Origin of the sequence: Streptomyces sp. PA03-6a, assembly GCF_033792765.1 — a bacterium.
GTDB lineage: Bacteria > Actinomycetota > Actinomycetes > Streptomycetales > Streptomycetaceae > Actinacidiphila.
The window spans coordinates 23,843-50,290 of the sequence record NZ_JARAVK010000035.1 but is presented as its reverse complement, the minus strand read 5'-3'; the positions used below and the strand labels follow the sequence as shown (position 1 = coordinate 50,290).

The 26,448-nt window shown below is 73.8% G+C and carries 26 protein-coding genes; 10 read left to right on the top strand and 16 right to left on the bottom strand.

Features of this window, described 5'->3' with window-relative positions:
- The 4 genes from PV350_RS11780 to PV350_RS11765 form a co-directional block, all read right to left on the bottom strand.
- The coding region (locus tag PV350_RS11780) for a TetR/AcrR family transcriptional regulator (RefSeq protein ID WP_500333616.1) at positions 1-612 on the bottom strand (612 nt) is incomplete at its 3' end.
- Positions 613-761: 149 nt separating this feature from the next.
- Complete coding sequence (locus PV350_RS11775) at positions 762-1,928, bottom strand: spore photoproduct lyase family protein (protein WP_500333614.1); 1,167 nt, start codon at positions 1,926-1,928, stop codon at positions 762-764.
- A 112-nt stretch (positions 1,929-2,040) separates the two neighbouring features.
- Complete coding sequence (locus tag PV350_RS11770) at positions 2,041-2,835, bottom strand: DUF3152 domain-containing protein (protein WP_500333612.1); 795 nt, start codon at positions 2,833-2,835, stop codon at positions 2,041-2,043.
- Between the two features lie 202 nt (positions 2,836-3,037).
- Entirely contained in the window at positions 3,038-3,748 is a 711-nt protein-coding gene (locus PV350_RS11765; protein WP_500333610.1) for a TetR/AcrR family transcriptional regulator, read from the bottom strand.
- A gap of 118 nt (positions 3,749-3,866) precedes the next feature.
- Here PV350_RS11765 and PV350_RS11760 point away from each other — a divergent pair, with 118 nt between their 5' ends.
- Positions 3,867-5,087: a saccharopine dehydrogenase family protein gene (locus PV350_RS11760; RefSeq protein WP_500333609.1), complete on the top strand. Its 1,221-nt coding sequence runs from the start codon at positions 3,867-3,869 to the stop codon at positions 5,085-5,087.
- Here the strand turns inward: PV350_RS11760 and tgmB are convergent.
- The 5 genes from tgmB to PV350_RS11735 all read right to left on the bottom strand — a co-directional run bounded on the left by tgmB (position 5,054) and on the right by PV350_RS11735 (position 9,721).
- Positions 5,054-6,010: an ATP-grasp ribosomal peptide maturase gene (gene tgmB / locus PV350_RS11755; protein WP_500333607.1), complete on the bottom strand. Its 957-nt coding sequence runs from the start codon at positions 6,008-6,010 to the stop codon at positions 5,054-5,056. The genes PV350_RS11760 and tgmB overlap by 34 nt on opposite strands.
- A gap of 14 nt (positions 6,011-6,024) precedes the next feature.
- On the bottom strand, positions 6,025-6,216 hold the full coding sequence (gene tgmA / locus PV350_RS11750; RefSeq protein ID WP_018562451.1) for a putative ATP-grasp-modified RiPP: 192 nt from the start codon (positions 6,214-6,216) through the stop codon (positions 6,025-6,027).
- A gap of 243 nt (positions 6,217-6,459) precedes the next feature.
- Complete coding sequence (locus PV350_RS11745) at positions 6,460-7,947, bottom strand: cryptochrome/photolyase family protein (RefSeq protein WP_500333605.1); 1,488 nt, start codon at positions 7,945-7,947, stop codon at positions 6,460-6,462.
- Positions 7,948-8,264: 317 nt separating this feature from the next.
- Positions 8,265-8,819 carry a GNAT family N-acetyltransferase gene (locus PV350_RS11740; RefSeq protein WP_499515599.1) on the bottom strand — a complete coding sequence of 185 codons (555 nt, stop codon included), beginning with the start codon at positions 8,817-8,819 and terminating at the stop codon, positions 8,265-8,267.
- A complete protein-coding gene (locus PV350_RS11735; RefSeq protein ID WP_500333602.1) occupies positions 8,816-9,721 on the bottom strand; it encodes an amidohydrolase family protein in 906 nt (301 codons plus the stop codon). The genes PV350_RS11740 and PV350_RS11735 overlap by 4 nt, the downstream gene beginning before the upstream one ends.
- 140 nt (positions 9,722-9,861) lie before the next feature.
- Between PV350_RS11735 and PV350_RS11730 the strand changes: the two genes are divergently transcribed.
- The 4 genes from PV350_RS11730 to PV350_RS11715 all read left to right on the top strand — a co-directional run bounded on the left by PV350_RS11730 (position 9,862) and on the right by PV350_RS11715 (position 15,753).
- Positions 9,862-11,061, top strand: a complete 1,200-nt coding sequence (locus PV350_RS11730; protein ID WP_499515601.1) for a CaiB/BaiF CoA transferase family protein — start codon at positions 9,862-9,864, stop codon at positions 11,059-11,061.
- Between the two features lie 30 nt (positions 11,062-11,091).
- Positions 11,092-12,234: an acyl-CoA dehydrogenase family protein gene (locus PV350_RS11725; protein ID WP_500333600.1), complete on the top strand. Its 1,143-nt coding sequence runs from the start codon at positions 11,092-11,094 to the stop codon at positions 12,232-12,234.
- A gap of 83 nt (positions 12,235-12,317) precedes the next feature.
- A complete protein-coding gene (locus tag PV350_RS11720) occupies positions 12,318-13,532 on the top strand; it encodes an acetyl-CoA C-acetyltransferase (protein ID WP_499515603.1) in 1,215 nt (404 codons plus the stop codon).
- Between the two features lie 37 nt (positions 13,533-13,569).
- Positions 13,570-15,753, top strand: coding sequence for a 3-hydroxyacyl-CoA dehydrogenase NAD-binding domain-containing protein (locus tag PV350_RS11715; RefSeq protein ID WP_500333598.1), 2,184 nt, complete (start codon positions 13,570-13,572; stop codon positions 15,751-15,753).
- 80 nt (positions 15,754-15,833) lie between these two features.
- On the opposite strand, the gene PV350_RS11710 is transcribed toward PV350_RS11715, so the two are convergent.
- The 3 genes from PV350_RS11710 to PV350_RS11700 all read right to left on the bottom strand — a co-directional run bounded on the left by PV350_RS11710 (position 15,834) and on the right by PV350_RS11700 (position 19,899).
- On the bottom strand, positions 15,834-16,610 hold the full coding sequence (locus PV350_RS11710; RefSeq protein WP_499515605.1) for a MerR family transcriptional regulator: 777 nt from the start codon (positions 16,608-16,610) through the stop codon (positions 15,834-15,836).
- 311 nt (positions 16,611-16,921) lie between these two features.
- Complete coding sequence (locus PV350_RS11705; RefSeq protein ID WP_499515606.1) at positions 16,922-18,511, bottom strand: PP2C family protein-serine/threonine phosphatase; 1,590 nt, start codon at positions 18,509-18,511, stop codon at positions 16,922-16,924.
- Between the two features lie 230 nt (positions 18,512-18,741).
- On the bottom strand, positions 18,742-19,899 hold the full coding sequence (locus tag PV350_RS11700; RefSeq protein WP_499515607.1) for a PP2C family protein-serine/threonine phosphatase: 1,158 nt from the start codon (positions 19,897-19,899) through the stop codon (positions 18,742-18,744).
- A 136-nt stretch (positions 19,900-20,035) separates the two neighbouring features.
- Here PV350_RS11700 and PV350_RS11695 point away from each other — a divergent pair, with 136 nt between their 5' ends.
- The 3 genes from PV350_RS11695 to PV350_RS11685 all read left to right on the top strand — a co-directional run bounded on the left by PV350_RS11695 (position 20,036) and on the right by PV350_RS11685 (position 22,524).
- Entirely contained in the window at positions 20,036-20,530 is a 495-nt protein-coding gene (locus PV350_RS11695; protein ID WP_499515608.1) for a MarR family winged helix-turn-helix transcriptional regulator, read from the top strand.
- Between the two features lie 208 nt (positions 20,531-20,738).
- Positions 20,739-21,956: a PP2C family protein-serine/threonine phosphatase gene (locus PV350_RS11690; protein WP_499515609.1), complete on the top strand. Its 1,218-nt coding sequence runs from the start codon at positions 20,739-20,741 to the stop codon at positions 21,954-21,956.
- Positions 21,957-22,086: 130 nt separating this feature from the next.
- Positions 22,087-22,524: a response regulator gene (locus tag PV350_RS11685; RefSeq protein ID WP_499517013.1), complete on the top strand. Its 438-nt coding sequence runs from the start codon at positions 22,087-22,089 to the stop codon at positions 22,522-22,524.
- Between the two features lie 31 nt (positions 22,525-22,555).
- Here PV350_RS11685 and PV350_RS11680 read toward each other — a convergent pair whose 3' ends face one another.
- The gene (locus PV350_RS11680) at positions 22,556-23,383 is read right to left on the bottom strand and encodes a DUF1206 domain-containing protein (RefSeq protein ID WP_499515610.1); all 828 of its coding nucleotides are present in this window, start codon (positions 23,381-23,383) and stop codon (positions 22,556-22,558) included.
- 169 nt (positions 23,384-23,552) lie between these two features.
- Between PV350_RS11680 and PV350_RS11675 the strand changes: the two genes are divergently transcribed.
- On the top strand, positions 23,553-23,816 hold the full coding sequence (locus PV350_RS11675) for a GlsB/YeaQ/YmgE family stress response membrane protein (protein WP_499517014.1): 264 nt from the start codon (positions 23,553-23,555) through the stop codon (positions 23,814-23,816).
- Positions 23,817-23,979: 163 nt separating this feature from the next.
- Positions 23,980-24,483: a DUF6328 family protein gene (locus PV350_RS11670; protein WP_499515611.1), complete on the top strand. Its 504-nt coding sequence runs from the start codon at positions 23,980-23,982 to the stop codon at positions 24,481-24,483.
- Positions 24,484-24,577: 94 nt separating this feature from the next.
- Here PV350_RS11670 and PV350_RS11665 read toward each other — a convergent pair whose 3' ends face one another.
- The 3 genes from PV350_RS11665 to PV350_RS11655 form a co-directional block, all read right to left on the bottom strand.
- Positions 24,578-25,237: a hypothetical protein gene (locus PV350_RS11665; RefSeq protein WP_500333594.1), complete on the bottom strand. Its 660-nt coding sequence runs from the start codon at positions 25,235-25,237 to the stop codon at positions 24,578-24,580.
- Entirely contained in the window at positions 25,234-25,878 is a 645-nt protein-coding gene (locus tag PV350_RS11660) for a hypothetical protein (protein WP_500333592.1), read from the bottom strand. Before PV350_RS11660 ends, PV350_RS11665 begins: the two co-directional genes overlap by 4 nt.
- Positions 25,879-26,010: 132 nt before the next feature.
- Positions 26,011-26,379 carry an ATP-binding protein gene (locus tag PV350_RS11655; RefSeq protein ID WP_499515614.1) on the bottom strand — a complete coding sequence of 123 codons (369 nt, stop codon included), beginning with the start codon at positions 26,377-26,379 and terminating at the stop codon, positions 26,011-26,013.
- Between the last annotated feature and the right edge of the window lie 69 nt (positions 26,380-26,448).

Sequence of the window (26,448 nt, the reverse complement as noted above, 5' to 3'; positions counted from 1 at the left end):
CGCGGGGACAGGTCGGGGGCGGACGCCGAGCGCGGGCAGGATCACCGCGTCGAGGAAGGCCAGCAGGTACTTCTGGGTGGGCGGGAGGCCCTCGAGCACGTGCCGGGTGGCGAAGGCGCCCAGCAGCATCGGCACGAGGTAGGGGATCGCCGGGTTGTCCGCGCTGATCTCCCCGCGGTCGACGGCGCGCCGCAGCAGGGTGTCCAGGCCCGAGCGCTCCGGCTGGACCATGACCTCGCGCAGGGCGTGCAGCAGGTCGGGGTGGGCGTGCAGGGCCATGGCCAGACCGCGCATGAGCGCGCAGTCGCGCTCCAGCCGCCGGTCGTCCTCGAGGGTCAGCAGGGCGCGCAGGTCGCCGCGGAGGCTCCCGGTGTCGACGTCACCGGCGCTGACGGGCTTCTCGTGCCGCAGTGCCATGGCGACCAGCTCGGCCTTGCCGCCCCACTGGCGGTACAGGGTGGCCTTGCTGCAGTGGCAGCGGGCGGCGACGGCGTCCATGGTCAGGGCCTCGTAGCCGACCTCGCGGAGCAGGTCGAGGGTGCTCGCGTAGACCGCGGCCTCGCGTTCCGGGGTGAGGCGGCTGCCGCGTCGGGCGGTGACCGGTGCGGGCATGGGCCCTCTCCCTCCTAAACGAAACGGTTTCGTACTCGTCTGAGCATAGGCTCGGAGTTCATCGAAACGAAACTGTTTCGTACGTGGCCTGTGTCACGCCGCGGACGGGAACTCCCGCAGTAACTCCCGCGGAACTCCCGGAGGAAGCCTCAGAAGGCGTAGCGGATGCGGAGCCACGGCGCGTGCTCCGCGGCGAGCGCCAGCAGCCGGCGTACGGACGCGGCCTTCTCCGCGGCGCGGTAGCGCACGTTCAGGTCCCCGTTCTGCGAGCGCTTCGGCTCCTGCAGCGCGGGGCGCCACAGCAGCTCCTCGGCACGGGGGTGCCAGCCCAGGTTGACCTCGTGCAGCCCGGCGTTGTGGGTGAGCATGATCACCTCGGCCGCGGCCTGGGCCTTCACCGCCGCCGGAAGGACGTCGTCCAGGTGCCGGAACAGCTCCGCCCACGCGCTCTGCCAGCCGGGGCGTACGACGACCGGCGACAGGTTGAGGTGCACTTCGTACCCGGCCTCCAGGAAGTCGCCCGCGGCGGCGATCCGTTCGGCCACCGGGCTGGTGCGGACGTCCAGCAGCCGGGAGTCCTCGGGCGGCATCAGCGAGAAGCGGATCCTCGTGCGCCCCCGGGGGTCGAGCCGCAGCAGGTCGGGGTTGACGAACTTGGTCGCGAAGGAGGCCTTCGCCGTGGGCCACCGCCGGAAGGCCGATACGAGGTCGGCGGTGTTGTCGCTGATCAGGGCGTCCACCGAGCAGTCGCCGTTCTCGCCGATGTCGTACACCCACGCCCGTGGGTCGCACTGGTTCGGCGCGGGCTTGCGGCCCTGCTCGGCGACGTGCCGCGCGATGCGGCCGATGACGCGGTCGATGTTGGTGAAGGTGGTGACCGGGTTGGCGTAGCCCTTGCGGCGCGGGACGTAGCAGTAGGCGCAGGCCATGGCGCAGCCGTTGGAGGCGCCGGGCGCGATCCAGTCGGCCGAGCGGCCGTTGGGGCGGACGGTGAGCGTCTTCTTCACCCCGAGGACCAGGGTCCGCGTCTTCACCCGCACCCAGCGCGCGGCGTTGCCCTCGTTGCCGTGCAGGCCCGGGATCCGCCAGTGCGACGGCACCTCGACGACGACGGCGTCCGGGAAGCGGGCGAGGATCTCCCGCCCCCGCGGGGACGCGGCCGCCTCCGGCTCCGCGTAGACGGTGTGGACGTCCAGCAGACGGGCGGCGGCGGGGGAGTCGCGGAAGGACGTGCCGCCCGCCGTCGTGTGCCGCGGGGGCAGGACGTCCTCGAGGACGTCGTCGAGCGGGAAGAGCCCCTCCGGTTCCGGTGCCACCGTGCCGACCCTACCTGGACGGGCGGGGCCGCCCGGGTAGCCGGCGTGCGGCGTCGCGGTCACCTCCGGGCCGGTGCCGCGTGGCCCGGCCCGGGCGCGGCGCGGTCGCCCGTCACGGGACGGCGGGGCCGGTGATCATCCGGCCGTGCCGGTCGTACGGCCAGGCGTTGGCGACGCAGCCGTGCAGGCCTTTGATCTGCTGCATCATCGCCGGGGCGGGCCGCCCGGGACCGGGGCAGCCGCGGTGGCCGCGGCCGAGACGGTGGCCGACCTCGTGGTTGACGATCAGGGCGCGGTACTCGGCCGGACGGCCCTTGTAGTACGGGCTCAGCAGCACCCAGCGCTTGAGGTTGACCACGACGTCCTTGCCGCCGCTGCAGTTGACCTCGCCGCCGGTGTCCAGGCCGTACTTCGCGCACAGGGCGTCCGTGGTGTCCGGGGTGGCCAGCCGCACGAGGAAGTCGTACGGCGGCGCGGCGACGCGCCGGAAGGCGGCGCCGGCCGTCGTCCAGCCGCGCTTGTCGGCGAGTATGCGGTCGACCTGCGCGGCCACCGAGGCGGCGGAGAACCCGGTGCCGTCCTCGACCTCCACGCCGTACCGCAGTGGGGTGCCGTGCCCGATGGTTCGCCGGCTGCCGGGGGCCTTGGTGAACCTGCCGTCGCCGTGCTCCGGCACCCGGGTCCGGGTCGGCGTTGCCGTCGGCGTCCGTGGGGGCGCCGAGGGCGGCAGGGCGGAGGCGGCCGGGCCGTGCCGGCCGGCCGCGGGGACCGCCCGCTCGCGGGCGTTCTGCACGGCCGGCACCGCGCACAGCGCGCCGGCGCAGACCCCGAGGACCGCGAGGCGCGGCACCGTCACACGCCACCGGGGCTTCGTCGCGGGGGCTCGGTCCGTCCGGCGGTGCTTCATACGTCGTACTCCATACGGCCGCGTGCGAACCGGCGGTGAACGCCGGAGCTCACGCTCCTGTCACGGTTGTGCGGTCATGCCGGGTCGGCGGCGCGACGCCGGGGGAAGGGCTCGACGGGTGCTCCGGCGAACCCGGACCCGCAGGTCACGGGCGGGTCCGGTCTTCAAGTATGCGCAGGGGAGGTGAACGGGAGGTGAGCCCTCAGGCTTCCCGCGACGCCGCCAGCCGGGCCGCGGCGCTGTCCAGGAGCATGTCGAGGGCGGTGGGGTAGGCGCTGCGGTTCATGCGGTCGACCAGCAGGCCGGCGGTGGCCGCGATGTGCGGGTGGGTCCGCGCCGGGAGGCGGGCGTACGTCTCCTGCCACACGTCCCGGTCGGCGGACCGGGCGGCCTCGGGGAGGGCCAGGGTCGCCGCGTCCAGCGCGGCGAAGGCCAGGGCCTGGTCGATGAAGGCCTGGTAGATCGCGACCGCGGCGGGGTCGGGGAACCCGGCGGTGCGCAGGATGCCCAGGACGGTCTCGTCGGCCGCGGTCTCGTGGGCGCGGCCGGAGACCCGGCTGGCGGTGAGCACCGCCGCCTGCGGATGGGCGAGGTACGCCGTGTGGATGCGCAGCCCCAGGTCGTGCAGGTCGGCGCGCCAGGTGCCGGTGGACCGCCAGCCCTCCACCGCCCGGCCCATCAGGTCGTCCGCGATGGCCAGGGTGAGGTCGTCCATGCCGCGGAAGTAGCGGTACAGCGTGCTCGGGTCGGCGCCGAGCGCGGTGCCCAGCCGGCGCACGGTCAGCCCGGCGGAGCCGTGCTCGCGCAGCATCCGCAGCGCGGTGTCGACGATCAGCCGGTGCGAGAGGACGGCCCCGCTCCTGGTGGGGCGGCGGCGCCGGCGTGCCGCCTCCTGGACGACCTTCTTGGGCACGCGCCCCTCCTTCCCGCTCGGGGAGACCTTATGCCAACACCATTGACCATACATCGCGCGACGGCGTTTCATCCCTGGGCAGAGGCGCCTCCGCCTCGGAAACGGAGACTGGTCAGCCATGCGTGTACTGCTTGTGGGAGCCGGCGGGGTGGGCACCGCCATCACCCGGATCGCCGCCCGCCGCTCGTTCTTCGAGGCCATGGTCGTCGCCGACCGGGACCTGTCCCGCGCCGAGGCCGCCGTCGCGGCCGTGGACGACGGGACGGGCCGGTTCTCCGCCGCCCGCGTCGACGCCTCCGACGAGGCCGCGGTCACCGCGCTGCTCGCCGAGCGGCGCTGCGACGTCCTGCTCAACGCCACCGACCCGCGCTTCGTGATGCCCCTGTTCGGTGCCGCCCTCGCCGCCGGCGCCGACTACCTCGACATGGCGATGTCGCTGTCCCGCCCGCACCCGGAGCGCCCCCATCAGGAGTGCGGGGTCAAGCTCGGCGACGAGCAGTTCGAGCGGGCCGCCGAGTGGGAGAAGGCCGGACGGCTGGCCCTGGTCGGGATGGGCGTGGAGCCGGGCCTGTCGGACGTCTTCGCCCGCTACGCCGCCGACGAGCTGTTCGACGCGATCGAGGAGATCGGGGTGCGCGACGGCGCGAACCTCACCGTCGACGGCTACGACTTCGCTCCGTCGTTCAGCATCTGGACCACCATCGAGGAGTGCCTCAACCCGCCGGTGGTCTACGAGGCCGGACGCGGCTGGTTCACGACCCCGCCCTTCAGCGAGCCCGAGGTCTTCGACTTCCCCGCGGGCATCGGCCCCGTCAGCTGCGTGAACGTCGAGCACGAGGAGGTGCTGCTGATGCCGCGCTGGGTCGACGCGGGGCGTGTCACCTTCAAGTACGGCCTGGGGGAGGAGTTCATCGGCACCCTCAGGACCCTCCACCAACTCGGCCTGGACCGCACCGAACCCGTCGCGGTGGGCAGCGACCTGGGAGCGGCCCGGGTCAGCCCGCGGGACGTGGTCGCCGCCTGCCTGCCGGACCCGGCGACGCTGGGCGAGCGCATGCACGGCAAGACCTGCGCCGGGACGTGGGTCAAGGGGACGAAGGACGGCCGGGCGCGCGAGGTGTACCTGTACCACGTCGTCGACAACCAGTGGTCGATGCGCGAGTACGGCTCGCAGGCCGTCGTCTGGCAGACGGCCGTCAACCCCGTCGTGGCCCTGGAACTGATGGCCGCGGGCACCTGGGCGGGCAGCGGGGTCCTCGGCCCGGAGGCCTTCGCACCCCGTCCCTTCCTCGACCTGCTGACCTCCTACGGCGCCCCGTGGGGCGTGCGGGAGTCCTGACAGCCGGCCAGCCAGTCGGCGATGGCCGCGGTGATGGGCTGCCCCGTCGCCAGCTCGACGAAGCCGAACTGCCCGCCCTGGTTGCACTCCAGGAACCACCAGGTCCCGTCGGTGTCCTCGGCGAAGTCGAAGGCGCCGTAGGCGAGTCCGGCCGCGGCCATGTACTCCCGCACCGAGCGCACGATGCGCGCCGGCGGCTCGACGGGCTCCCAGTCGGCGTCCTCGGGGCTGCCGAACCGGCCGTCGACCTGGTCGGGGCCGGACTTCTTGCGGGCCGCGAACAGCCCCGTCCCCACGCAGGTCAGCCGGATGTCGGCGGCCTTGGGTATGTACTGCTGCAGCAGCGTCGGCCCGGCGGTCACCGCGGAGAAGTCGGCGTCCGGGGCGACCAGCGTGGTCGGCAGCGCCATCGGCGGATCGCCCGGGTGCGTGCCGGAGACCGACTTGACGACCAGCTGCGGATGCTGCTCGGCGAACTCCCGTGCCGCCTGCGGGAAGGTGGTGATGAGCGTGGCGGGGACCGCGAACCCGCAGTGGTGCGCGGTGAACAACTGCCACGGCTTGTAACGGGCCTGCGCCGCGGCGCCCGGGTGGTTCATCCACCGGGCCCGCACGCAGCGCAGCGCCCCGTACAGTGCTGCGCCGGCCTCGGCGGTCAGCCACGCGGACTGCTCCGCCGCGCCCGCGCCGGGTGTGCCGGGTCTTCGGATCCAGATCGAGCGCACGCTGTCCATGCTCACCATGCGCTCCTGGACCGACAGGTACCCGCGTACGTCACCGCGTACGTACTCGGCGGACATGGACACCTCGCCGGGCAGGTCCGCAGGGTCCAGGCGGACCACCGGCGTCCCGCGGTCGTGCAGCGCGGCCACCACCAGGTCGGCTGTCACGTCCTCGGGGGAGGTGAGGATCAGGACGGTCATCGGGTTCGGGGTGCTCAGTCGTCGAAGTGCGTCTTGGAGCCTGCGGTGGAGACGGTGGCGGCCGTGGCGAGCAGCAGCGCGCGGTCGGTGATGACGGGGCGTCCGTCGGGGAGCACGTTCAGCTGCAGGGCGGAATCGTAGGTGTACGGCGCTACGAATGTTTCGGGTGTGGCCGGCCGGGCATGAATCAGCGCGAACGGTCGCATGGCTTCTCCTCACTACTCCTGCGCGTCGGGCAGCAACCAGCTCCAGTGCCCAACTGCGGCCCTACGTATGAGACTCACGTGGGCCCCCGAACCGTTCCCTGTTACTGGTGTGACGCAGGTAACTATACGTGCCTGAAGTGCATTGAGTTCGCTACGCAGAGTGACGAAGCGACTCTCTTTCGTAGGTATCGCCGAGGGGCACCGGTGTTCGCGTACCCGCTGCACGGCCGAGGTTGCGCACCGTCACGGAGCTCGTCGTCCGCGCTGCTCCTCCAGGGCCAGCACCTCGGGCAGGTTCCCCAGCCGTTCCAGCCCCCGAACCGCCCTCGCCGTACGGTGGTTGGCGGCGAGCAGGTCCCGGTGCCGGTGCACGAAGGACCAGTAGCCGGTCGTGTACGGGCAGGCGCGCTCGCCCGTCCGTTCGGCGGGCCGGTAGGCACAGCCGTCGCACAGGTCGCTCATGCGGTGGATGTAGGCGCCGGCCGAGGTGTACGGCTTGGTGGTCATCAGCCCGCCGTCCGCGTACTGGGACATCCCGACCACGTTCGGCGCCATCACCCAGTCGTGGCCGTCGACGAAGCAGCGGTGGAACCAGTCGGTCAACTCCGCCGGGTTCCAGCCGTGTTGGAGGGCGTGACTGCCCAGCACCATCAGCCGGGGAATGTGGTGGGTCCACCCGGTGTCGCGGACCTGGGCCAGCACCGTCGACAGGCAGCGCGCCCGCACCGCTTCCGCGTCCAGTTCCAGGAACCAGCGCGGCAGCCGCGTGTGGTGACGCAGTTCGTTGCGGTGCCGGTAGCCGGCGCCGAAGTGCCAGTACAACTGCTGTACGTACTCGCGCCATCCGGCGACCTGCCGGATGAAGCCCTCCACGCTGTTCAGCGGCGCCTCACCGGACCGCAGGGCGCGCTCCGCCCGCTCGACGCACTCGGCGGGGTGCAACAGCCCCAGGTTCAGGGGGGCGGAGAGCAGGCTGTGGCTCATCACCGGGTCCCCGGCGAGCATGGCGTCCTCGTACCGCCCGAACTCCGGCAGCCGGTGCGCGACGAAGGCGCGCAGCGCCGACAGGGCCTCGCGCCGGGTCGCGGGGAACATGCGGGGTCCGTCGCGTCCCACGAAGCGGACCCGGCCCTCGCGCTCCCAGCGGTCCAGGTCGCGCCGGACCTCCTCGTCGATCTCGTCCTCGTACGGCCGCCAGGGCGGCGGCACCCCGAGGTCGTCCCGGTCGCGCGGCGGCGGCTCGCGGTTGTCGTGGTCCAGGTTCCAGCGGCCGCCGGCCGGTTCGCCGCCGTCCATCAGCAGGTCGTGGGAGCGGCGCACCCAGCGGTAGAAGTCCTCCAGCAGCAGGCGTCCGCCGGAGCGGCCCTCCAGCCACCCGGTGAAGTCCTCACGCGGCACGAGGAACGCGCGGTCCGGCAGCACCTCGACCCGGTCCAGCGACTCCACCAGCCGCAGCGCGGCCCGGGAACTCGGCCGGCACACGGACACGCCTGCGTCGCCGACCGCCTCGCGCAGCCCCTCGCGGTAGGTTTCGGCCCGCACGTAGCGCACGCGGTCGCCGAGTTCCGCCGCCCGGTGGCGCATCGCGGACAGCAGCAGATGGGCCTTGGCCCGGTGCGAGCGGCGCCGGGCGAACGCCGAGCGCGCCTCGATCATCACCACGGGGACGCCGGGGTCGAGGAAGTGCGGCCCCAGCTGGTCGCCGAAGAGCCAGTGCGGACGTGGCGCCATGCGGGGTACCTCCGGTGGCGTGCGGCGGGACGTAGCGGGATGTTCCGGGCGGGGACATCCTTCATCACGCCGGCGGCCGACGGCTGCAATGGCGTCCGTGGCCGCCCGCCGGTGTCGTCGTTTCGGACTGCGGTGGGCGGGGAGCCCCTTCGCCCGCTCCCGATGGGCCTGCCCGAGGCACCTGGGGCGCCCTCGCGTGCGGTACGGCCGTGACCGCCACCCTGCTGCCTCGGCCGTCCCGGCGCCGCGCCCCCTTCCGTCGGAGCGCCGCACGGGCCGCCGCACGGGCCCGGCGGCCGCAGCGCCCGCCGAGCGGGTCAGCCCCGTGTCGCGTCGGATCGCGGGGTGACGTCGCGCTGCCAGCGGATCTCGTCGTCCACGACCAGGGACGTGGCGGCCAGGCCCGCCGCGGCGGCGACCGCTCCGGACGCCCGGTGCCCGGGGTGGACGTGGGCGACGACGCGGTCCACGGGGAGCGCGGCGAGCCAGGCGACGAGGGCGACGGTCGCCTCGGTGGCGATGCCGCGGCCCTGCCAGGGGGTGCCGACCACCCAGGCGACCTCCGCGACCGTGCCGTCCGGCGTGTCCCACGCCACCGTCGCCTGCACGGTGCCCGCGAGGCGGTCGTCCGCGCGGAGCCGGACCACCCAGTTCCACCAGGACACGCCCGGGTCCCCGGAGCCGGCGACCAGGCGGGCGTAGCGGGCGCGCAGGCCCGGTGCGTCGTACGGAGTACCACCGGTGAACTCGTGGAGCCGGGGGTCGCCGAGCACGGCGGCCATCTCCTCGGCGTGCTCGACCAGCAGCGGTTCGAGGACCAGCCGCGCCGTGGTGAGCGCCTCGGGGCCGCCGGGCCGCAGGGGCGGCGTCACCTGGCGAGCCCGAACAGCCGGACGGCGTTGCCGTGCAGGACGCCCCGCGTCCACGCGTCGCCCAGCTCCAGCCGCGTCAGCGCCTCCAGGGCGTGCGGGTACGCGTACGGGATGTTGGGGAAGTCGCTGCCGAACAGGACGCGCTCCCCGAGGTCGGCGAGCCGCTTGCGCTCCGGGAGCGGGAAGGGCGCCGTGGCCTCGCTGAAGTCCGTGAAGGCCATCGTCGTGTCCAGGTGCACGCCCTCGTATCGCCCGGCGAGGTCCAGGAACGCCCCGTACTCGGGCATCCCCATGTGGGCGACGACCAGCCGCAGCCGGGGGTGCCGGGCCAGCAGCCGCGCGATCGGGCCGGGACCGGTGTGGCGGCCGGGGACGGGCCCCGACCCGCAGTGGGTGACGACGGGGACGCCGCTGTTTGCGAGCAGCCCCCAGACGGGGTCGAGCAGCGGGTCGTTGGGGTCGAAGGCCCCGACCTGGACGTGGCACTTGAAGACCCGGGCGCCCGCCTCCAGCGCCTGCCGGACGTAGCCCGGCGCCTGCGGCTCCGGGAAGAAGGTCGCCGTGTGCAGGCAGTCGGGCGTCCGGGCGGCGAAGCCGGCGGCCCAGGAGTTCAGCCAGGCGGCCATCGCGGGCTTGTGCGGGTAGAGCATCGAGGTGAAGGCGCGCACCCCGAACGCCCGGAGCGTGGCCACCCGTGCGTCCTCGTCGGTGCGGTACGCGATGGGCCACGGCCGGCCCGTGAGCGGGGCGGCGGAGTCGAAGTACGCCCAGACCTTGGCCAGCACGCGGTCCGGCATGAAGTGCGTGTGCACGTCCACGATCCCCGGCAGGCCAAGGCCCTGCCAGAGCTCCCTCACCCGTACGGCGTCGTCCGGCGGCGCCACGTCCGTCACCTTCGCCACTGTGCCTCCTCCATGGCGGTGATCCTCACACGAACCGCGGCCTGCCGGGGCTGCGGCCCTTGTCAACGGCATCGCGCATCCATAGCATCGCCAGTGTTACAGCAATACTGTCATGCTCGTTGCGAAGCCGGAGGCCCCCGATGACCGAGGCGGGAACGCGACCCGGGGAAGCGGCCTCCGCCGGCGGGCCGCTCGCCGGTGTGCGCGTGGTGGAGCTGGCCGGCATCGGGCCGGCCCCGTTCGCCGCCATGCTGCTCGGCGACCTCGGCGCCGACGTCGTCCGCGTCGACCGGCCCGGCGGCCCACGGCTCGGCATCGACCCGGCGCACGACGTCACCAACCGCAACAAACGCTCCGTGGTCGCCGACCTCAAGACCGAGGAGGGCGCCAGGCTGGTCCTGGACCTCGTCGCGCGCGCCGACATCCTGCTGGAGGGCAACCGCCCCGGCGTCGCCGAACGTCTCGGCGTCGGTCCCGCCGACTGTCACGCCCGCAACCCCCGCCTCGTCTACGGCCGGATGACCGGCTGGGGCCAGGACGGGCCGCTCGCCCCGCGCGCCGGGCACGACATCGGCTACATCGCCGTCGCCGGGGCCCTCGGGATGATCGGCTCCGGCGACGGACCGCCCGCCATCCCGGCCAACCTGCTCGGCGACTACGCGGGCGGCTCCCTCTACCTCGTCACCGGCGTCCTCGCGGCCCTGCACCACGCCCGCGCCACCGGCACCGGACAGGTCGTCGACGCGGCCATCGTCGACGGCGTCGCCCACCTCGGCGCGATGATCCGCGGCATGGTCGCCGCCGGCGGCTGGCAGGACCGGCGCGGCGCCAACCTGCTGGACGGCGGCTGCCCCTACTACGCCGTCTACGAGACCGCCGACGGCGGCTGGATGGCCGTCGGCGCCCTGGAACCCGCCTTCTACGCGGAGTTCGCCCGGCTGCTCGACCTCCCCCAGGACGCGCCGGACCGGGGCGACCTCGGACGCTGGGACGAGCTTCGCGCCGTGATCGCGGCCCGCTTCAAGTCCCGTACCCGTCAGGAGTGGACGGAGGTCTTCGAGGGCAGCGACGCCTGCACGGCGCCGGTGCTGTCGCTGGCGGAGGCCGCGGCCCACCCCCACCTGGCCGCCCGCGGCACCTTCGCCGGCACCGGCGGCATCACCCAGCCCGCTCCCGCCCCGCGCTTCTCCGCCACCCCCGGCGCGCTGCGCCGTCCGCCCGCGATGCCCGGCGCGCACACCGCCGAGGTCGCCCGCGACTGGGACCTGCCGGCGCCCGCCCCCGGGGCCTCGCCGCCCACCACCACCCTCGTCGAGCAGGCCGGGGACCGGCTCCCGTAGCCGGGCCACCGGCGGAAGGCAGGCACAAGCATGCAGCGCGACCTCTTCACGGCCGAGCACGAGGCGTTCCGGGAGACCGTGCGGACCTTCCTCGCCAAGGAGGTGCTGCCGCACCACGAGCGCTGGGAGAAGGCCGGCATCGTCGACCGCGGGGCCTGGCTCGCCGCCGGCCGCCAGGGCCTGCTCGGCCCGGCCGTCCCCGAGGAGTACGGCGGCGGGGGCAGCGACGACTTCCGCTACGCGGTCGTGCTGGCCGAGGAGTTCGCCCGCGCCGGCGCGCACGGGCTAGCCCTCGGCCTGCACAACGACATCATCGGCCCGTACCTGACCGGACTGGCCACCGAGGAGCAGAAGCGGCGCTGGCTGCCCGGCTTCTGCAGCGGCGAGACCATCACGGCCATCGCCATGACCGAGCCCGGTGCGGGTTCCGACCTGCAGGGCATCCGCACCACGGCCACAGACGCGGGCGACGCCTACGTCCTCAACGGCTCCAAGACCTTCATCTCCAACGGGATCCTCGCCGACCTCGTCGTGGTCGTCGCGCGCACCACCCCCGAGGGCGGTGCGCGCGGGCTGAGCCTCCTCGTCGTGGAGCGGGGCATGCCCGGCTTCGAACGCGGCCGCAACCTCGACAAGATCGGCCAGAAGGCCCAGGACACCGCCGAGCTCTTCTTCCACGACGTACGGGTGCCCAAGGAGAACCTGCTCGGCACCGAGAACCAGGCCTTCTTCCACCTGATGGCCAACCTCGCCCAGGAGCGGCTCACCATCGCCGTCGCCGCGGCGGCCGCCGCCGAGCACCTGCTCGACCTCACCACCACCTACGTCAAGGAGCGCGAGGCCTTCGGCCGGCCGCTCGCCCGGCTCCAGCACATACGGTTCGAGATCGCCGAGATGGCCACCGAGTGCGCGGTCACGCGCACCTTCGTCGACCGCTGCGTCGGCGAGCACGCGGCGGGCCGCCTCGACGCGGTGCACGCGTCGATGGCCAAATGGTGGGCGACGGAACTGCAGAAGCGGGTCACCGACCGCTGTCTGCAACTGCACGGCGGCTACGGCTACATGAGCGAGTTCCCGATCGCCAAGGCCTTCACCGACGGACGCATCCAGACCATCTACGGCGGCACCACGGAGATCATGAAGGAGATCATCGGCCGTTCGCTGCTCGGCTGATCCGGCCCCATCCCCGCCCGTCACCCCCCACCGGCATCGCCATCGACATCCCCACCGGCACCCTCATCGAAAGGCATCCGACGTTGAGCACCGACGCCTACGTCTACGAGGCCATCCGCACCCCGCGCGGGCGCGGAAAGGCCAACGGCTCCCTGCACGGCACCAAGCCCATCGACCTGGTCACCGGGCTCATCGACGAACTGCGCCGCCGCCTGCCGGGCCTCGACCCGGCCGCGATCGACGACATCGTGCTCGGCGTCGTGACACCGATCGGCGACCAGGGCTCCGACATCGCCAAGACCGCCGCCATCGCCGCCGGGCTGCCCGAGACCGTGGCGGGCGTCCAGGAGAACCGCTTCTGCGCCTCCGGTCTGGAGGCCGTCAACATGGCCGCCGCCAAGGTGCGTTCCGGCTGGGAGGACCTGGTGCTCGCGGGCGGCGTCGAGTCGATGTCCCGCGTCCCCATGGGCTCCGACGGCGGGGCCTGGGCCATGGACCCGATGACCAGCTACACCACGGGCTTCGTGCCCCAGGGCGTCGGCGCCGACCTCATCGCCACCATCGAGGGCTTCACCCGTCACGACGTCGACTCCTACGCCGCCGAGTCGCAGGCGCGCGCCGTCGAGGCGTGGAAGGAAGGGCGCTTCGACCGCTCCGTCGTCCCCGTCGTCGACCGCAACGGCCTGGTCGTCCTCGACCGCGACGAGCACATCCGGCCCGGCACCACCGCGGAGAGCCTGGCCGGGCTGAAGCCCTCCTTCGCCACGATCGGCGAGGCGGGCGGCTTCGACGCCGTCGCGCTGCAGAAGTACCACTGGATCGAGAAGATCGACCACGTCCACCACGCGGGCAACTCCTCCGGCATCGTGGACGGGGCCGCTCTGGTCGCCGTCGGCAACCGCGAGACGGGCGAGCGCTTCGGCCTGACCCCGCGCGCCCGCATCGTCTCCGCCGCGGTCTCGGGCTCCGACCCGACCATCATGCTCACCGGCCCCGCCCCCGCCTGCCGCAAGGCGCTCGCCAAGGCCGGGCTGACCGTCGACGACATCGACCTCGTCGAGATCAACGAGGCCTTCGCCGCCGTCGTCCTGCGCTTCATGCGCGAGATGGGCCTGAGCCACGACAAGGTCAACGTCAACGGCGGCGCCATCGCGCTCGGCCACCCGCTCGGCGCCACCGGCGCCATGATCCTGGGCACCCTGATCGACGAACTGGAGCGCCGCGACCAGCGGTACGGACTCGCCACGCTGTGCGTCGGCGGCGGGATGGGCATCGCCACCGTCGTCGAGCGTCTCTGACCTCCTGTCCCGCATCCCGCAACGGAGCCGACCGAACATGACCGCTCTTCCGACGAACACCACCATCCGCTGGGAACAGGACGGGACCGGGGTCGTCACCCTCGTCCTCGACGACCCGAACCAGTCCGCCAACACCATGAACCAGGCCTTCAGGGAGTCCCTGCGGGCCGTCGCCGACCGCCTGGAGGCGGAACGCGACTCGGTCCGCGGCGTCATCGTCACCTCCGCCAAGAAGACCTTCTTCGCGGGCGGCGACCTCAAGGACATGATCAAGGCGGGTCCCGAGGACGCCCCGCAGATCTTCGAGGCCGGCATGGGCATCAAGCGCGACCTGCGCCGCATCGAGACCCTCGGCAAGCCCGTGGTCGCCGCCGTCAACGGCGCTGCCCTCGGCGGCGGTTACGAGATCGCGCTGGCCTGCCACCACCGCGTCGCGCTCGACGCCCGCGGATCGAAGATCGGCCTGCCCGAGGCGACCCTCGGCCTGCTCCCGGGCGGCGGCGGGGTGGTCCGCACGGTGCGGCTGCTGGGCATCACCGACGCGCTGCTGAAGGTGCTGCTGCAGGGCAACCAGTACGACCCGCGGCGCGCGCTGGAGAACGGGCTGGTCCACGAGGTCGCCACGGACCACGACGACATGCTCGCCAAGGCGCACGCCTTCATCGACGCCCACCCCGAGTCCGCGCAGCCGTGGGACGTCAAGGGCTACCGCATCCCCGGCGGCACCCCCAGCACCCCCGCGTTCGCGGCCAACCTGCCCGCCTTCCCGGCCAACCTGAGGAAGCAGCTCGCCGGCGCCCCCTATCCGGCGCAGCGCAACATCCTCGCCGCCGCCGTCGAGGGCGCCCAGGTCGACATCGACACCGCCTTCACGATCGAGGCCCGCCACTTCACCGAGCTGGTGACCGGCCAGGTCGCGAAGAACATGATCCAGGCGTTCTTCTTCGACATGCAGGCCGTCAACTCCGGTGCCAGCCGCCCCAAGGACGTCCCGGCCCGGCAGGTCACCAAGGTGGCCGTGCTCGGCGCCGGCATGATGGGCGCGGGCATCGCCTACTCCTGCGCCAAGGCGGGCATCGAGGTCGTCCTGAAGGACGTCACCGCCGAGGCCGCCGAGCGCGGCAAGGCGTACTCCGCGGGGCTCCTGGACAAGGCCCTGGCCAGGGGCCGCACCACCCAGGAGAAGCGGGACGAGCTGCTCGCCCGCATCCACCCCACCGCCGACCCGCAGGACCTGGCGGGCTGCGACGCCGTCATCGAGGCGGTCTTCGAGGACCCGGCCCTGAAGCACAAGGTCTTCCAGGAGATCGAGGGCGTGGTCGCCCCCGACGCCCTGCTGTGCTCCAACACCTCCACCCTGCCCATCACGCTGCTCGCCGAGGGCGTGCAGCGCCGTGAGGACTTCATCGGCCTGCACTTCTTCTCGCCGGTCGACAAGATGCCGCTGGTCGAGATCATCAAGGGCGCCCGCTCCGGAGACGAGGCCGTCGCCCGCGCCTTCGACCTGGTGCGGCAGATCCGCAAGACCCCGATCGTCGTCAACGACTCGCGCGGCTTCTTCACCTCGCGCGTCATCGGGCACTTCATCAACGAGGGCGTCGCCATGGTCGGCGAGGGCGTCGACCCCGCGACCGTGGAGCAGGCCGCCGCCCAGGCGGGCTACCCGGCCAAGGTGCTCTCCCTGATGGACGAGCTGACGCTCACCCTGCCCCGCAAGATCCGCGAGGAGTCGCGGCGCGCGGTGGAGGAGGCCGGCGGCACCTGGCAGCAGCACCCGGCCGACGCCGTCATCGACCGCATGGTCGAGGAGTTCGGCCGCCCCGGGCGCAGCGGGGGCGCCGGCTTCTACGACTACGCGGACGGCAGGCGGGCGGGCCTGTGGCCCGGACTGCGCGAGCACTTCACCAAGCCGGAGGCGGCGGCCGTCCCCTTCGAGGACCTCAAGGAGCGCATGCTCTTCGCCGAGGCGCTGGACACCGTCCGCTGCCTGGAGGAGGGCGTCCTCACCTCCGTCGCCGACGCCAACATCGGCTCCATCCTGGGCATCGGCTTCCCCGCCTGGACCGGTGGCGTCCTGCAGTACGTCAACGGCTACCCCGGCGGCCCGGCCGGCTTCCTCGCCCGCGCCGAGGAGTTGAGGGCCGCCTACGGCGAGCGTTTCGCGGCGCCGGAGCTGCTGGTGCGCAAGGTCGCGCGGGGCGAGACCTTCACCGACGGCTGACCCGTACCGCGGGCCGGGACGCACCGGCCGGTACGACGGTGCCGCGGCCCCCCGTTCCCGGGGACCGCGGCACCGTCGTCTCAGTCCTCGCCGCGCCCCCGGTCGCCGAGCCCGGCGGCCGTGGCCCGCAGTTCCTCGGCGAGCGACCGCTGGAAGGCGGTGACCAGGGCCTGGACGACCATCGGCTGCAGGTCGTCGGTGAGCCTGCGCATCCGGGCCCGCTCCTCCGGCGCCGGGCGTCCGGCCACGTACGGCTGCCACACCTCCTGCTGGAAGAGCCGGTGCAGCTCGTGGGCGACCGCGCGGGCGTGCTTCAGCACGATCTCCCGGGTGGCGAGCAGCGTCTCCAGCGGGATCGGCACGTCCAGCAGGCGCACGCCCAGGTGCAGCAGGGCCGGGTTCACCAGCAGCACACCGGGGTCCCCGGTGGGGTGCAGGACGCCCATGGCCGCGAGCCGGTCCAGGTCATGACCGCTCAGCGGCCGCCCCGCCCGCTGCTCCAGCCTGTCGCGGGCCAGCTCCTCCGCGGCGTCCGGCATCCACGTCGCCACCAGCGCCCGGTGCAGCGCGAGGTCCTCGGGGGTGATGTCGGCGGGCAGCTGGTCCAGGTAGCGGCCGATCGCGGCCAGCGTCAGCCCCTGCCGCTGCAGCTCCTCGATCAGCGCCAGACGGGCGAGGTGGTCCGGCCCGTACAGACCGACGCGGCGGGTGCCCAGTTCCGGCGGCGGCAGCAGGCCCTTGGCGCTGTAGAAGCGGATCGTGCGGACCGTCGTACCGGACCGTGCCGCGAGCTCGTCCACCGTCAGACGCGGCTCCTCGGCCGCCGGCGCGGTCTGCCGGGCGGGGGACTGCGTCATGCGCCGGATCTCGCTCTCTGCCTCGCCGCGCTGGTCATGACACCAGTATGACCGGTCACGGTGCGCGGCCGGGGCCGCGCCGGAGTCCGCGGCGGGCCCGGACCGGTCCCCGTCGTCGCGTGGGGCCCGCGGCGGATCACGCGGGCCGGACCGCGCCCTCGCGGCACGCGTGCCCGGGAGGGCCGCCGAACTCACGGCGCGCGCCGCGCCCGTCGAGGAATCCGGCCGACGCCGAACGCCCGGGACGACGGCCACCGTCAGCAGCGACCGGCGGGTGCAGCATCCGGCCGGCGGTGCTGGTCCCGTGGGACTCAGGACCCCGCGGGGCGGCGGGAGCCGGGGTCCGCGTCGCCATGGGTGTCGCGCGGGGCGGCCATGCCGACCAGCGCGATGTCGTCGTGGGGGCGGTCGGCGAGCCATTCGGTGGTGCGCATCTCCACGTGCTCGACCAGGGCCTCCACGGGCATGCCGACACACCCGGCCATGGTCGTCTTCAGGCGTTCCGAGCCGAAGAACTCACGGCCCGTCACCCCGCCGCGGGCCTCGGTGACGCCGTCCGAGTAGAGCAGGCAGCTCTCCCCGGGCTGCAGCACCGTGGTGAAGGTCGTGGCCCGTACGTCGGGCACCGCGCCGATCAGCGTGCCCGTCGTGTCGGCCTCCTCCACCTCGCCGGAGGCCCGCAGGATGAGCGGGGCCGGGTGGCCGCCCGCGGTGAGCCGCAGCCGCACCTGGCCGTGTCCGAGCGGGGTGACACCCGCCAGCACCATGGTCGCGAACCGCGCGTGCGCGGTGTTGAGGAGCGCGTGGTTGAGCAGCGTCAGCAGCCGCACGTGGTCGGTCTCGACCAGGCGCAGGGCACTGAGGGTGTTGCGGATCTTGCCGGTGAGGACGGCGGCCTCCAGGCCCTTGCCGCACACGTCCCCCAGGACCACCGTGCTCTCGCCGTCGGAGTCCAGCGCCGGGTAGGCGTCGTAGAAGTCCCCGCCGATGCGCAGCGCCTCGCGGGCCGGCCGGTAGGAGCCCGCGACCTCGGTGCCCCTGATGGGCTTCAGCCGCGGCGGCAGCAGGTCCTCCTGGAGCAGGGCGGCGCTGCGCGCCTGTTCGGTGTAGAGGACGGACGCGCAGATCGCGGCGCCGGCCCGGGCGGCGAAGACCCGGGCGAAGGTCTCCTCCTCGACCGTGAACGGCCCGCCGAGGCGCCGCATCAGGATGAGCGCACCCGCCGGCACCCCGTTGCCCGGCAGCGGGGTCACCAGCAGTGACACCGGGGCGCCGAAGTCCTCGGGGACCACCCAGTCCGGGGTCTGCGCGGGGTCGATCCAGCGGGACGGCACCGGGGGGAACCCGGCCAGCGCCTCCGCCAGCCCCGGCACCTCGGCGGGATCGGCGGACGGCGCGCACTCCTCCACACCGGGGCGGCCCGTGACGGCCCGGGTCAGCCGCAGCCGCCGCCGGTCGGGCGGGGTGACGACCACCGCGGCGTCGGCCAGCCGTGAGGCGGCCAGTTCGGCCGTGGCGGCCACGCACTCGCGCGGGTTGAGCGAGGAGAGCAGCCGGGCGGACGCCTCGGCCAGGAACGCCGCCCTCTCCTGGGCCAGCCGCAGTTCGCGGTCGGCGCTGCGGGCGTCCGTCACGTCGGTGAGGTACCAGGCGTGGTGCCCGCCCGGGAGGTCGGCGCGGCGTGCCGTGACCTGCCGGCTCCCCACGCCGCCGTGGGCGGTGGACGCCCCGGAGGCGTCCGCCGTCGTCAGCCACGCGGGCGCGGTACCGGCGAGCGGGCGGCCGGGCACGGCGCGCGGGGCCCAGGAGGTGACCACGGCGTTCACGGCACGGATCACCCCGGCGCGGTCGCACACCACGACGGCGGTCTCGGTCAGGGACTCGATCAGCGCGCGCAGCACCCGTTGCCCGATCCGAGCGGAGGTGCCTGACCCCTGCTCTCGAGCCACTGGTGAGCGCGGAGGCGGGAGAGACGTCACGATGCGGTAGGAGCTTGGCCGGGGCCGTCTGGGACCGTCGGGCTCGCTCCGGTCACCCTCTCGTACCTGGACGAAGGTTGGCTGGGCAAACAGTTGCCCTTCGGCAAGAGTCTTCCCCATCGTCCGTCACCGGGCAAGCTCCGCCCAGCGGTTCACCGCCAGTCCAGGCACACGATCAGCGCGTCGTCCTCGGCCTCCGGCAGGACGCGGTGACCCGGCAGTTCGCCCAGGATCGCCCGTGGGACGTCCGCGGCCGGAAGCAGCCGGGTGGCCAGGGCCGCGCGGGCCAGGGCCCGTTCGCCGTACGTCTCGCCGCCCGGGGAGGCGGTCGCGTACACGCCGTCGCTCACCACCAGGAGCCGGTCGCCGGAGCGCACCTCGAACGGCTGCGGCACGTACGGGGTGTCCTCGAACATGCCCAGGGGGAACTGCGCCTCGAAGCCGATCGTCTCCACCGCCGAGCCGCGCAGCCGGTACACGCGTGGCGATCCGGCCTCGACGACCTCGGCCGCGCCGGTCGCGAGGTCGAAGCGCATCAGCAGGACCGACACGTACCGTTCCCCCCGGTGCCGGGCGTAGACGGCCTGGTCCGCGAGCGCCGCCTGGTCGGCGAGGGGGACGCCGGCGCGCCGGGCGTTGCGCAGCGCGTTCACGGTGAGGCTGGTCAGCAGGGCGGCCTCGATGCCCTCTCCCATGCCGTTGGTGACGGTCAGCGTGAGGTCCCGCGCGGAGGCCGACCAGTCGAAGTTGTCGCCGTGGATGTCGTACGCGGGCTCCAGCTGGGCGCCCAGGGCGTACTCGGGTCGGGCGCACGCCCGTCCGGGCAGCAGCTCCCACTGCACCTCCGCGGCGAGGGTCAGCCGCTCCCGGCGGCGGGCGCGCAGGTAGCGGTCGGTGTCCCGGTCGGCGACGAGGAGGTGGTGGCCGAGGACCTCCGCGATCTCCGCGAGGTCCCGGACCTCCTCCGGCGCGGGTTCGCCGGGGAGGCCGACGCTCAGCACGCCGATCCGGTCACCGCGCACGCTCACCGGCAGGTGGAGGCGCACCCCGTCGTCGCCCGCCGGCTCGGCGAACGGTTCCTGGGCGCCGAAGCACCGGCCTTCGGGCGTTCCCGCGACGGGTACGGCGGCCTCCGCGGGTTCGGGCGCGGAGACCGGCTGGAGCACCGCCAGGCCGTAGTCGGCGAGCAGGATCTCCACGGAGCGGGCGGCGCAGTGCGTGCGGAGGACCTCCGCCAGGGCGGCGGGCAGGGCGTGCGGCGGCGCCGCGCGCAGGGCGCGTTCGGCGGCGAGCGGGGCGTGTCGGTTCACCGGGGTGCGACGGTCCTTCTGGGTCCGGGGGCGGGTCGGTTAGCGTGGTGGCGCGCCGTTCGGTGCGCCCTGTCCTGTCTTCGTCTACCCGCTCGCCCGCGGTACCCCGTGGGCGGCGCGCCGTGAGGAGGTGCCCTTGCCCGCAACCGCCGGAACGCAGCGGGACGCCGCCGTGGCCGCGGCGTCGTCCGTGGTCGAGGCACTGGAGGTGCTGTGGGGCCGCGGCCGGGAGGCGGGCGACCCACCCGTACCGCCCTCGCAACTGCGCGTGTTGTTCGCGCTGGAGGGCAACGAGGGGATCAACCTGAGGACGCTGTGCGACGTCCTTGGCGCCGCGCCGCCCGCGGTGAGCCGGCTCTGCGACCGGCTGCAGGCGGTGGGGTACCTCACCCGGGACACCAGCCCCACCTCGCGCCGGGAGGTGTGCCTGTGGCTGACGCCGCGCGGGGCCGCCTTCCTCGCCCAGCTGCGGGAACGCCGGGAGCAGGAACTGGCGACGGTCGTGGCGGCGATGCCCGAACGTGCCCGGCGCGCGCTGCTGGAGGGGCTGACCGCGTTCCGCTCCGCCGCCGAGGCGACGGGCCTCGGTGCCGTACGGCCGCTCCCCGGCGACCGCAGCCACACGGCGTAGCCGTCCGGCCCGCGCTCCCCGCCGTGCGTCGGGCGCCGGGGACGTTGGCCGGCGGGGTGCTCTCCGTGCAATTGTTGCGTTCGACTACTGTTGCCAAACGGCAATGATCGAAGATGATCGGCACTGTCCCAAAGGGCATCCGGCCAGGGTGCCGGTCGCGTACGATCCCATCGCCCCACCTGGGGCACCACAGGGGTGGGGAGACGATGTGGAAGGCAACACGCTGACGCCCCCCGAGGGCGTCATCCCCAGACAGGGCGACGGCCGGCGCAGCCGGCTGTCCGTCCTCCTCGTCGAGGACGACGCGGGGGACGCGCTGCTCGTCGAGGAACTGGTCGCCGACAGCGGGGTGCCCGTCGAACTGCGCTGGGTGCGTACGCTGGCCGAGGCCGGCACCGAACTCGCCGCCCGCCCCGCCGACTGCGTCCTGCTCGACCTGCACCTGCCCGACGGCCAGGGTCTCGACGCCCTCGGCCGGGCACTGTCGCTCACCGACCGCGCCGCCGTCGTCGTGCTGACCGGTCTCGCCGAGGAACGGACCGGCCTCGCCGCGCTCTCCGCCGGGGCGCAGGACTACCTGGTCAAGGGCCGCGTCGAGGGCGAACTCCTCGGCCGCGCGCTGCGCTACGCCGTCGAACGCAAGCAGGCCGAACGCGCGGCGCTCGCCCTGCGGGCCAGCCAGATGCGGGCCCAGGAGAACGCCCGCCTGGAACGCGGGCTGCTCCCGCTGCCCATGCTGCGCACCAAGGACGTCACCGTCACGCCCCGTTACCGCCCCGGCCGGGCCGACTCCCTACTCGGCGGGGACTTCTACGACGTCGTGGAGACCACCGAGGGCGTCGTCCACACCCTCATCGGGGACGTCTCCGGGCACGGGCCCGACGAGGCCGCGCTCGGCGTCGGACTGCGCATCGCCTGGCGCACCCTGGTCCTGACCGGGGTCGAGGGCGCCCGGCAACTCGCCCTGCTGGAACAGGTGCTGGTGGCCGAACGCGCCGCCCCCGAGATCTTCGCCACCGCCACCATCCTCACCCTCGCCCCCGACCGCCGTACCGCCCGGGTGTGGCGGGCCGGCCACCACGGACTGCTCAACCTGACCCCGGAGGGCACCGTCGAGTACACCGAGCCGCCCCGCGGGCCCGCGCTGGGCGTGGTGCCCGGCGTGGGGGAGTGGCCCGAGGGCCGCCTGGAACTGCGCCCCGGCCAGTCGCTGATGCTCTTCACGGACGGGCTCTTCGAGGGCCGTACCGACCAGGGCCGGCTCGGTGAGGAGGGCCTGCTCGCACTGGCCAGACAGCACGCCACCCTGCCCGCCTCGGAGTTCGTCGACACCCTGATCGCGCGCGCCGAGGCCCTGGCCGCCGACCACGGCGGCCTGGACGACGACCTGGCCGTGGTCCACCTCACCTGGGACCCCTCGCCGTGACCGCCGCCCGCGCGCGGCCGACCGGGCCGGATCCGGCCCGACCCCGGCACCCGGAGGGCACCCGCATCCGCTTCACCCTGCCGGCAGCAGCCGAGCGGGAACCCGCACCGCAGGAAGGATCCGAGTGAACCTGCAGGAACCGGAACCGATCATCGTGCTGCTCGTCGAGGACGACCCCGGCGACGAACTGATGACCCGCGAGGCGTTCCAGGAGAACAAGGTCCGCAACGTCCTGCACGTCGTACGGGACGGCGAGGAGGCCCTGGACTTCCTGAACCGGCGCGGCGCCCACGCCGGCGCGCCGCGTCCCGGCCTGATCCTCCTCGACCTCAACCTGCCCCGCTTCGACGGCCGTCAGGTGCTCGCCGAGATCAAGGCCGACGCCGACCTGTGCACCATCCCGGTCGTCGTCCTCACCACCTCCGAGGCCGAGGAGGACATCCTGCGCAGCTACGCGCTGCACGCCAACGCGTACGTGACCAAGCCGGTGGACTTCGACCGGTTCATCGAGGTGGTCCGCCAGATCGACGACTTCTTCGTGACGGTGGTCAAGCTCCCGGGCCGCTGAACCACGCCCGGCGCCTGCGGCCCGCCGCCGCTCAGACCCTCCGCCAGCGGGCCATCGCCCAGGAGAACACCCCGAACAGCCCCAGGCCCACCGCGACCACGGCCAGCAGCCACGGGCCGGCGGGGGTGTCCCGGAACGTGCGCAGCGTGTCGTCCAGCCCCTTCGCCCGGTCCGGGTCGAAGCGCACCGCCGCGACGACGACGAAGCAGCCCGCAGCGGCGAACACCACGCCCCGGCTGGCCCCTCCGGCCACCCCGAGGAAGTCGACCACCCTGCGGACCTGCGGCGACATCGCCCCCGTCCGCAGGTGCTTGCGGAACTTCCGCAGCAGGGCGCGCACCGCGATCCACCCGCCTGCCCCGGCCAGGACCAGACCCGCCGCCCCCACCAGCCAGCGGCCCATGGGCCAGTCCAGGGCGTGCGCGGTGACGTCCTTGGAGGTCTCGTCGCTCGACCCGCCCGCGGCGGAGCCGTCCACCGCGAAGGTCACCACGGAGTACGTCACGAAGGCGTAGAAGACCGCGCGGGCCGCGGACATCAGCCGCTTGCCGGTCTTGTCCCCGTCCGGTCCCGCCGCGCCGAACGCGGCCTCCGACAAGCGCCACAGCGTCATCCCGGCGAACCCCACCGCCAGGGCCCAGACCAGGAACCCGCCAAAGGGCTGCGCCGCCAGCCGGGCGACCGCGCCGCCCCGGTCGGCCTGTTCCGAGGACCCGTCGAAGGCGACCTGCAGGGCCAGCACGCCCAGCAGCGCGTAGACGACCCCGCGCGCCACGAGGCCCGCCCGCGCCCCGGCGCGGATCGCCTTCCTCCCCTGTGTCCCGGGCCGTGCCGCGCCCGTACCCACCGTCGTGCCCACACCGGCCTCCCTGCCCCAAGTGCTCCGGTCCACCGGGTGCCCCGTCGCGGGCGGAACACACCCGGCGACACCGGGGTGCGCCGCTGCGTGGAGCGCCCGGCCCGGGGTATCCGCGTGGTGCGAACACACTTCCGGCCAGGGGCCGGACGAGGTTGGGGTTGAGGTGGAGATGGAGATCTCGAGCATCATCAGTGCCATCGTGATCGGTCTGGTCGTCGGTGTGCTGGGGCGTCTGGTGGCGCCGGGGCGGCAGCCGATCGGAGTGCTGTGGACGATCGTCGTCGGCATCGTGGCGGCCTTCATCGGCAGTGCGATCGCCCAGGGGTTCGGCGTCGCCGACACCGACGGCGTCGACTGGATCGAGTGGCTGATACAGATCGGCCTCGCGGCTGTCGGAGTGAGCCTGCTGTCGCGGAGCAAGGCGCGGCGGTGAGCACCGTGGTCCGGCCGCCCCCGTCCGGGGGCGGCCGGACCACGTGCGGGACGGCGACCGGCCCGGTCGCCGTCCTCGTCGTGCCCCGGGCACGGCGCGCGCGGCGGGGGTTCCTGATGGTAAGTCACCTATGACGTGCACGACCGAGGAGTGGGAGGGTGCCATGTCCAGGGACGACGCGGACGGCCGGACCGGCCCGGGAGACGGGCGCGACGAGACCGAGGACGAGCGCGCGGACCGGAAGTGGGGCGAGCTCATCCAGGAGGTGCGGGTCGCCCAGACGGGCGTGCAGATCCTCTTCGGCTTCCTGCTGACGGTCGTCTTCACGCCGCACTACCAGCGGCTCGGCTCCACCGACCACACGATCTACATCGTCACGGTCGTGCTCGGTGCCTGCGCGACCGGGGCGCTGATCGGCCCGGTCTCCTTCCACCGGATCGTCTCCGGCCGCCGCATCAAGCCGCAGGCCGTGCGCTGGGCCTCGCGGCTCACCTTCGTCGGACTCGTGCTGCTGCTGGCGACGATGACCTCGGCGCTGCTCCTGGTGCTGCGGGCCGCCACGCACGACGCCTATGTGCCGTGGCTCGTCGCCGGCGTCCTGGTCTGGTACCTGGTCTGCTGGTACGGACTGCCGTTCTGGGCCCGGTACCGGCACACGGACGACTGAGCCGCGACGCGGGACATGCGAACGCCGTGGCCAGGAAACCCGGGGGTCTCCTGGCCACGGCGTTCGCGTCGTGCGGTCCTGCGTCGTGCGGTCCTCAGACGTGCAGGACGCGGTCGACGAGGTCGCGGTAACCCCGCAGGGCCACGCGCAGCCGCTCGGTGTCGCCGTCGTCCTGCGCGCCGGCCCGCCAGCCCGAGCGCAGTTCGTCGCGCCGGCTGCGCAGTTCCTCGACCAGTCGTTCGGTCGCCTCGCCGAGGACCTCGTCGGCCTCCTCGACGGCGTGGCGCGGCTCGTCGACGAAGCCGCCGACCGCGTGGTGCAGGCGCTGCTGCAGCTTGTCCACCGCGCCGTCCACCCGCGGCGGCGCGCCGGGGGCGGGCACCCGCCCGTCCTGCGCCGGCCGCCGGGCCGCCGCGGGCCGCTCCGCCTCGCCGGACTTCTCCGCTGACGCGGGCTTGCCGACCGTCGCGGGGTTCTCGGCCGCCGAGGGCTTGCCTGCTTCCTCGGGCCGCGACCATCCGGCGGGCCGGTGCGCGCCAGGCGCCTCGCCCTTCTTCCCCGTGGTCTGCGGTGCCTGCGGTGACTGGGGGGACCGCTGTTCGCGGGTGCCACCGGCCGTGGGGGACGTCCGCTCGTCGGGGGTCCGCTCGGCGGAGGCCCCGGCCGGGCCGTTGCGTACCTCGCGGCCGGTGCCGTCGGTCTCGCCGGTTCCGTTGGTTCCGTCGGTGTCGCGGTGCTCGTGCGTGGGATTCATCGGCTGCTCCAGGTCGGCATGTGGAAGCGGTGGGAGCCGCGTCGGCCGGAGCCCGTGTCACCTGCGCCGTCCTCGCGCGAGGTGGTGCGGGGCTCCTTGTCCACCGCGATGAGGTCGTCGAACAGCGCCCGGGCGTGGAGCAACCGAGCGCGCAGTTCCTCGGTGTCCGCCGAGGTGCGGTCACCGCCGTTCCGGGGTTGCGAGACCCCGCGCAGGTCGCGGTAGGCCTGGAGGTGCCGCGGGCGGTGGACCGACAGGGCGTCGATCTGCTCGCCCGAGGTGTGCTCCGGGAAGCCGCGGTCGTGCGCCAGCCGGTCCAGCAGCTCCGACGCCTCCTGCACCGCCTGCGCGGGGGAGTCGACGAACCGCTCCTGCAGGGCGGCCCACTCGGCGCGGTACTCCTCGGCCTGACGTGCGCCCAGCGGCTCCGGGGTCAGGCCGCCGTGCCGGTCGACACGCTCCTGCAACTCCCGGTGCGCCGCGTCCGTGTCGCCGTCGTGCCGGGCGACCGTGCGTTCGTACTCCGGTCCGAAGCGGCGCCTGAGCTGTCCCGTGCCGCCGCCGCGCCGCGACATGACGGCCGCGGCGAGGACGATCAGGACAACGAGGACGACCGCCCCGATGATGATGCCCGTGGTCATGGTGTGCCTCCTGGGGGCCGTCGTCGGGCCCCGGCATTCGAACTGACCTTGCTGCGGGTCCTTGGTGTGCTCACGGTGCGTGTTTCCGCAATCCGTTCGTCCACACGTACGACGTCGGGAGGTGACGACGCGTCAGCGCGGCAGGTGCACGTGGATGACCTTGCCGCCCGCGCGCAGGAGCGTCACCCGGAAGTCCCGGGCCAGCCGGCGCACCAGGCGCAGGCCGTAGCCGCCGGGCAGGAAGCGGTCGGAGGGCTGCGGCGTGGCCGGCAGCCGGTCGTTGTGGTCCTGGACGGACACGCGGATCGCGTCCGGCACCGCCACCACGTCGAGGGCCGCCAGCCCGCCGCCGTACCGGAAGGCGTTGGTGACCAGTTCGGAGACGACCAGCAGGCAGTCCTCGACCCGCTCCGGATCCACGCCTCTGAGCCGGGCGCGGGCGAAGTCACGCGCCTCGCCGATGGTGGTGGGCAGCGGCCGGTCCGCAGTGGCGGGCCGCACGATCCCCCCGCCTTCCGCGTCTAGGTCAATGCTGTACACGCACGATCACCCCGTAGGCATCATCGGTCC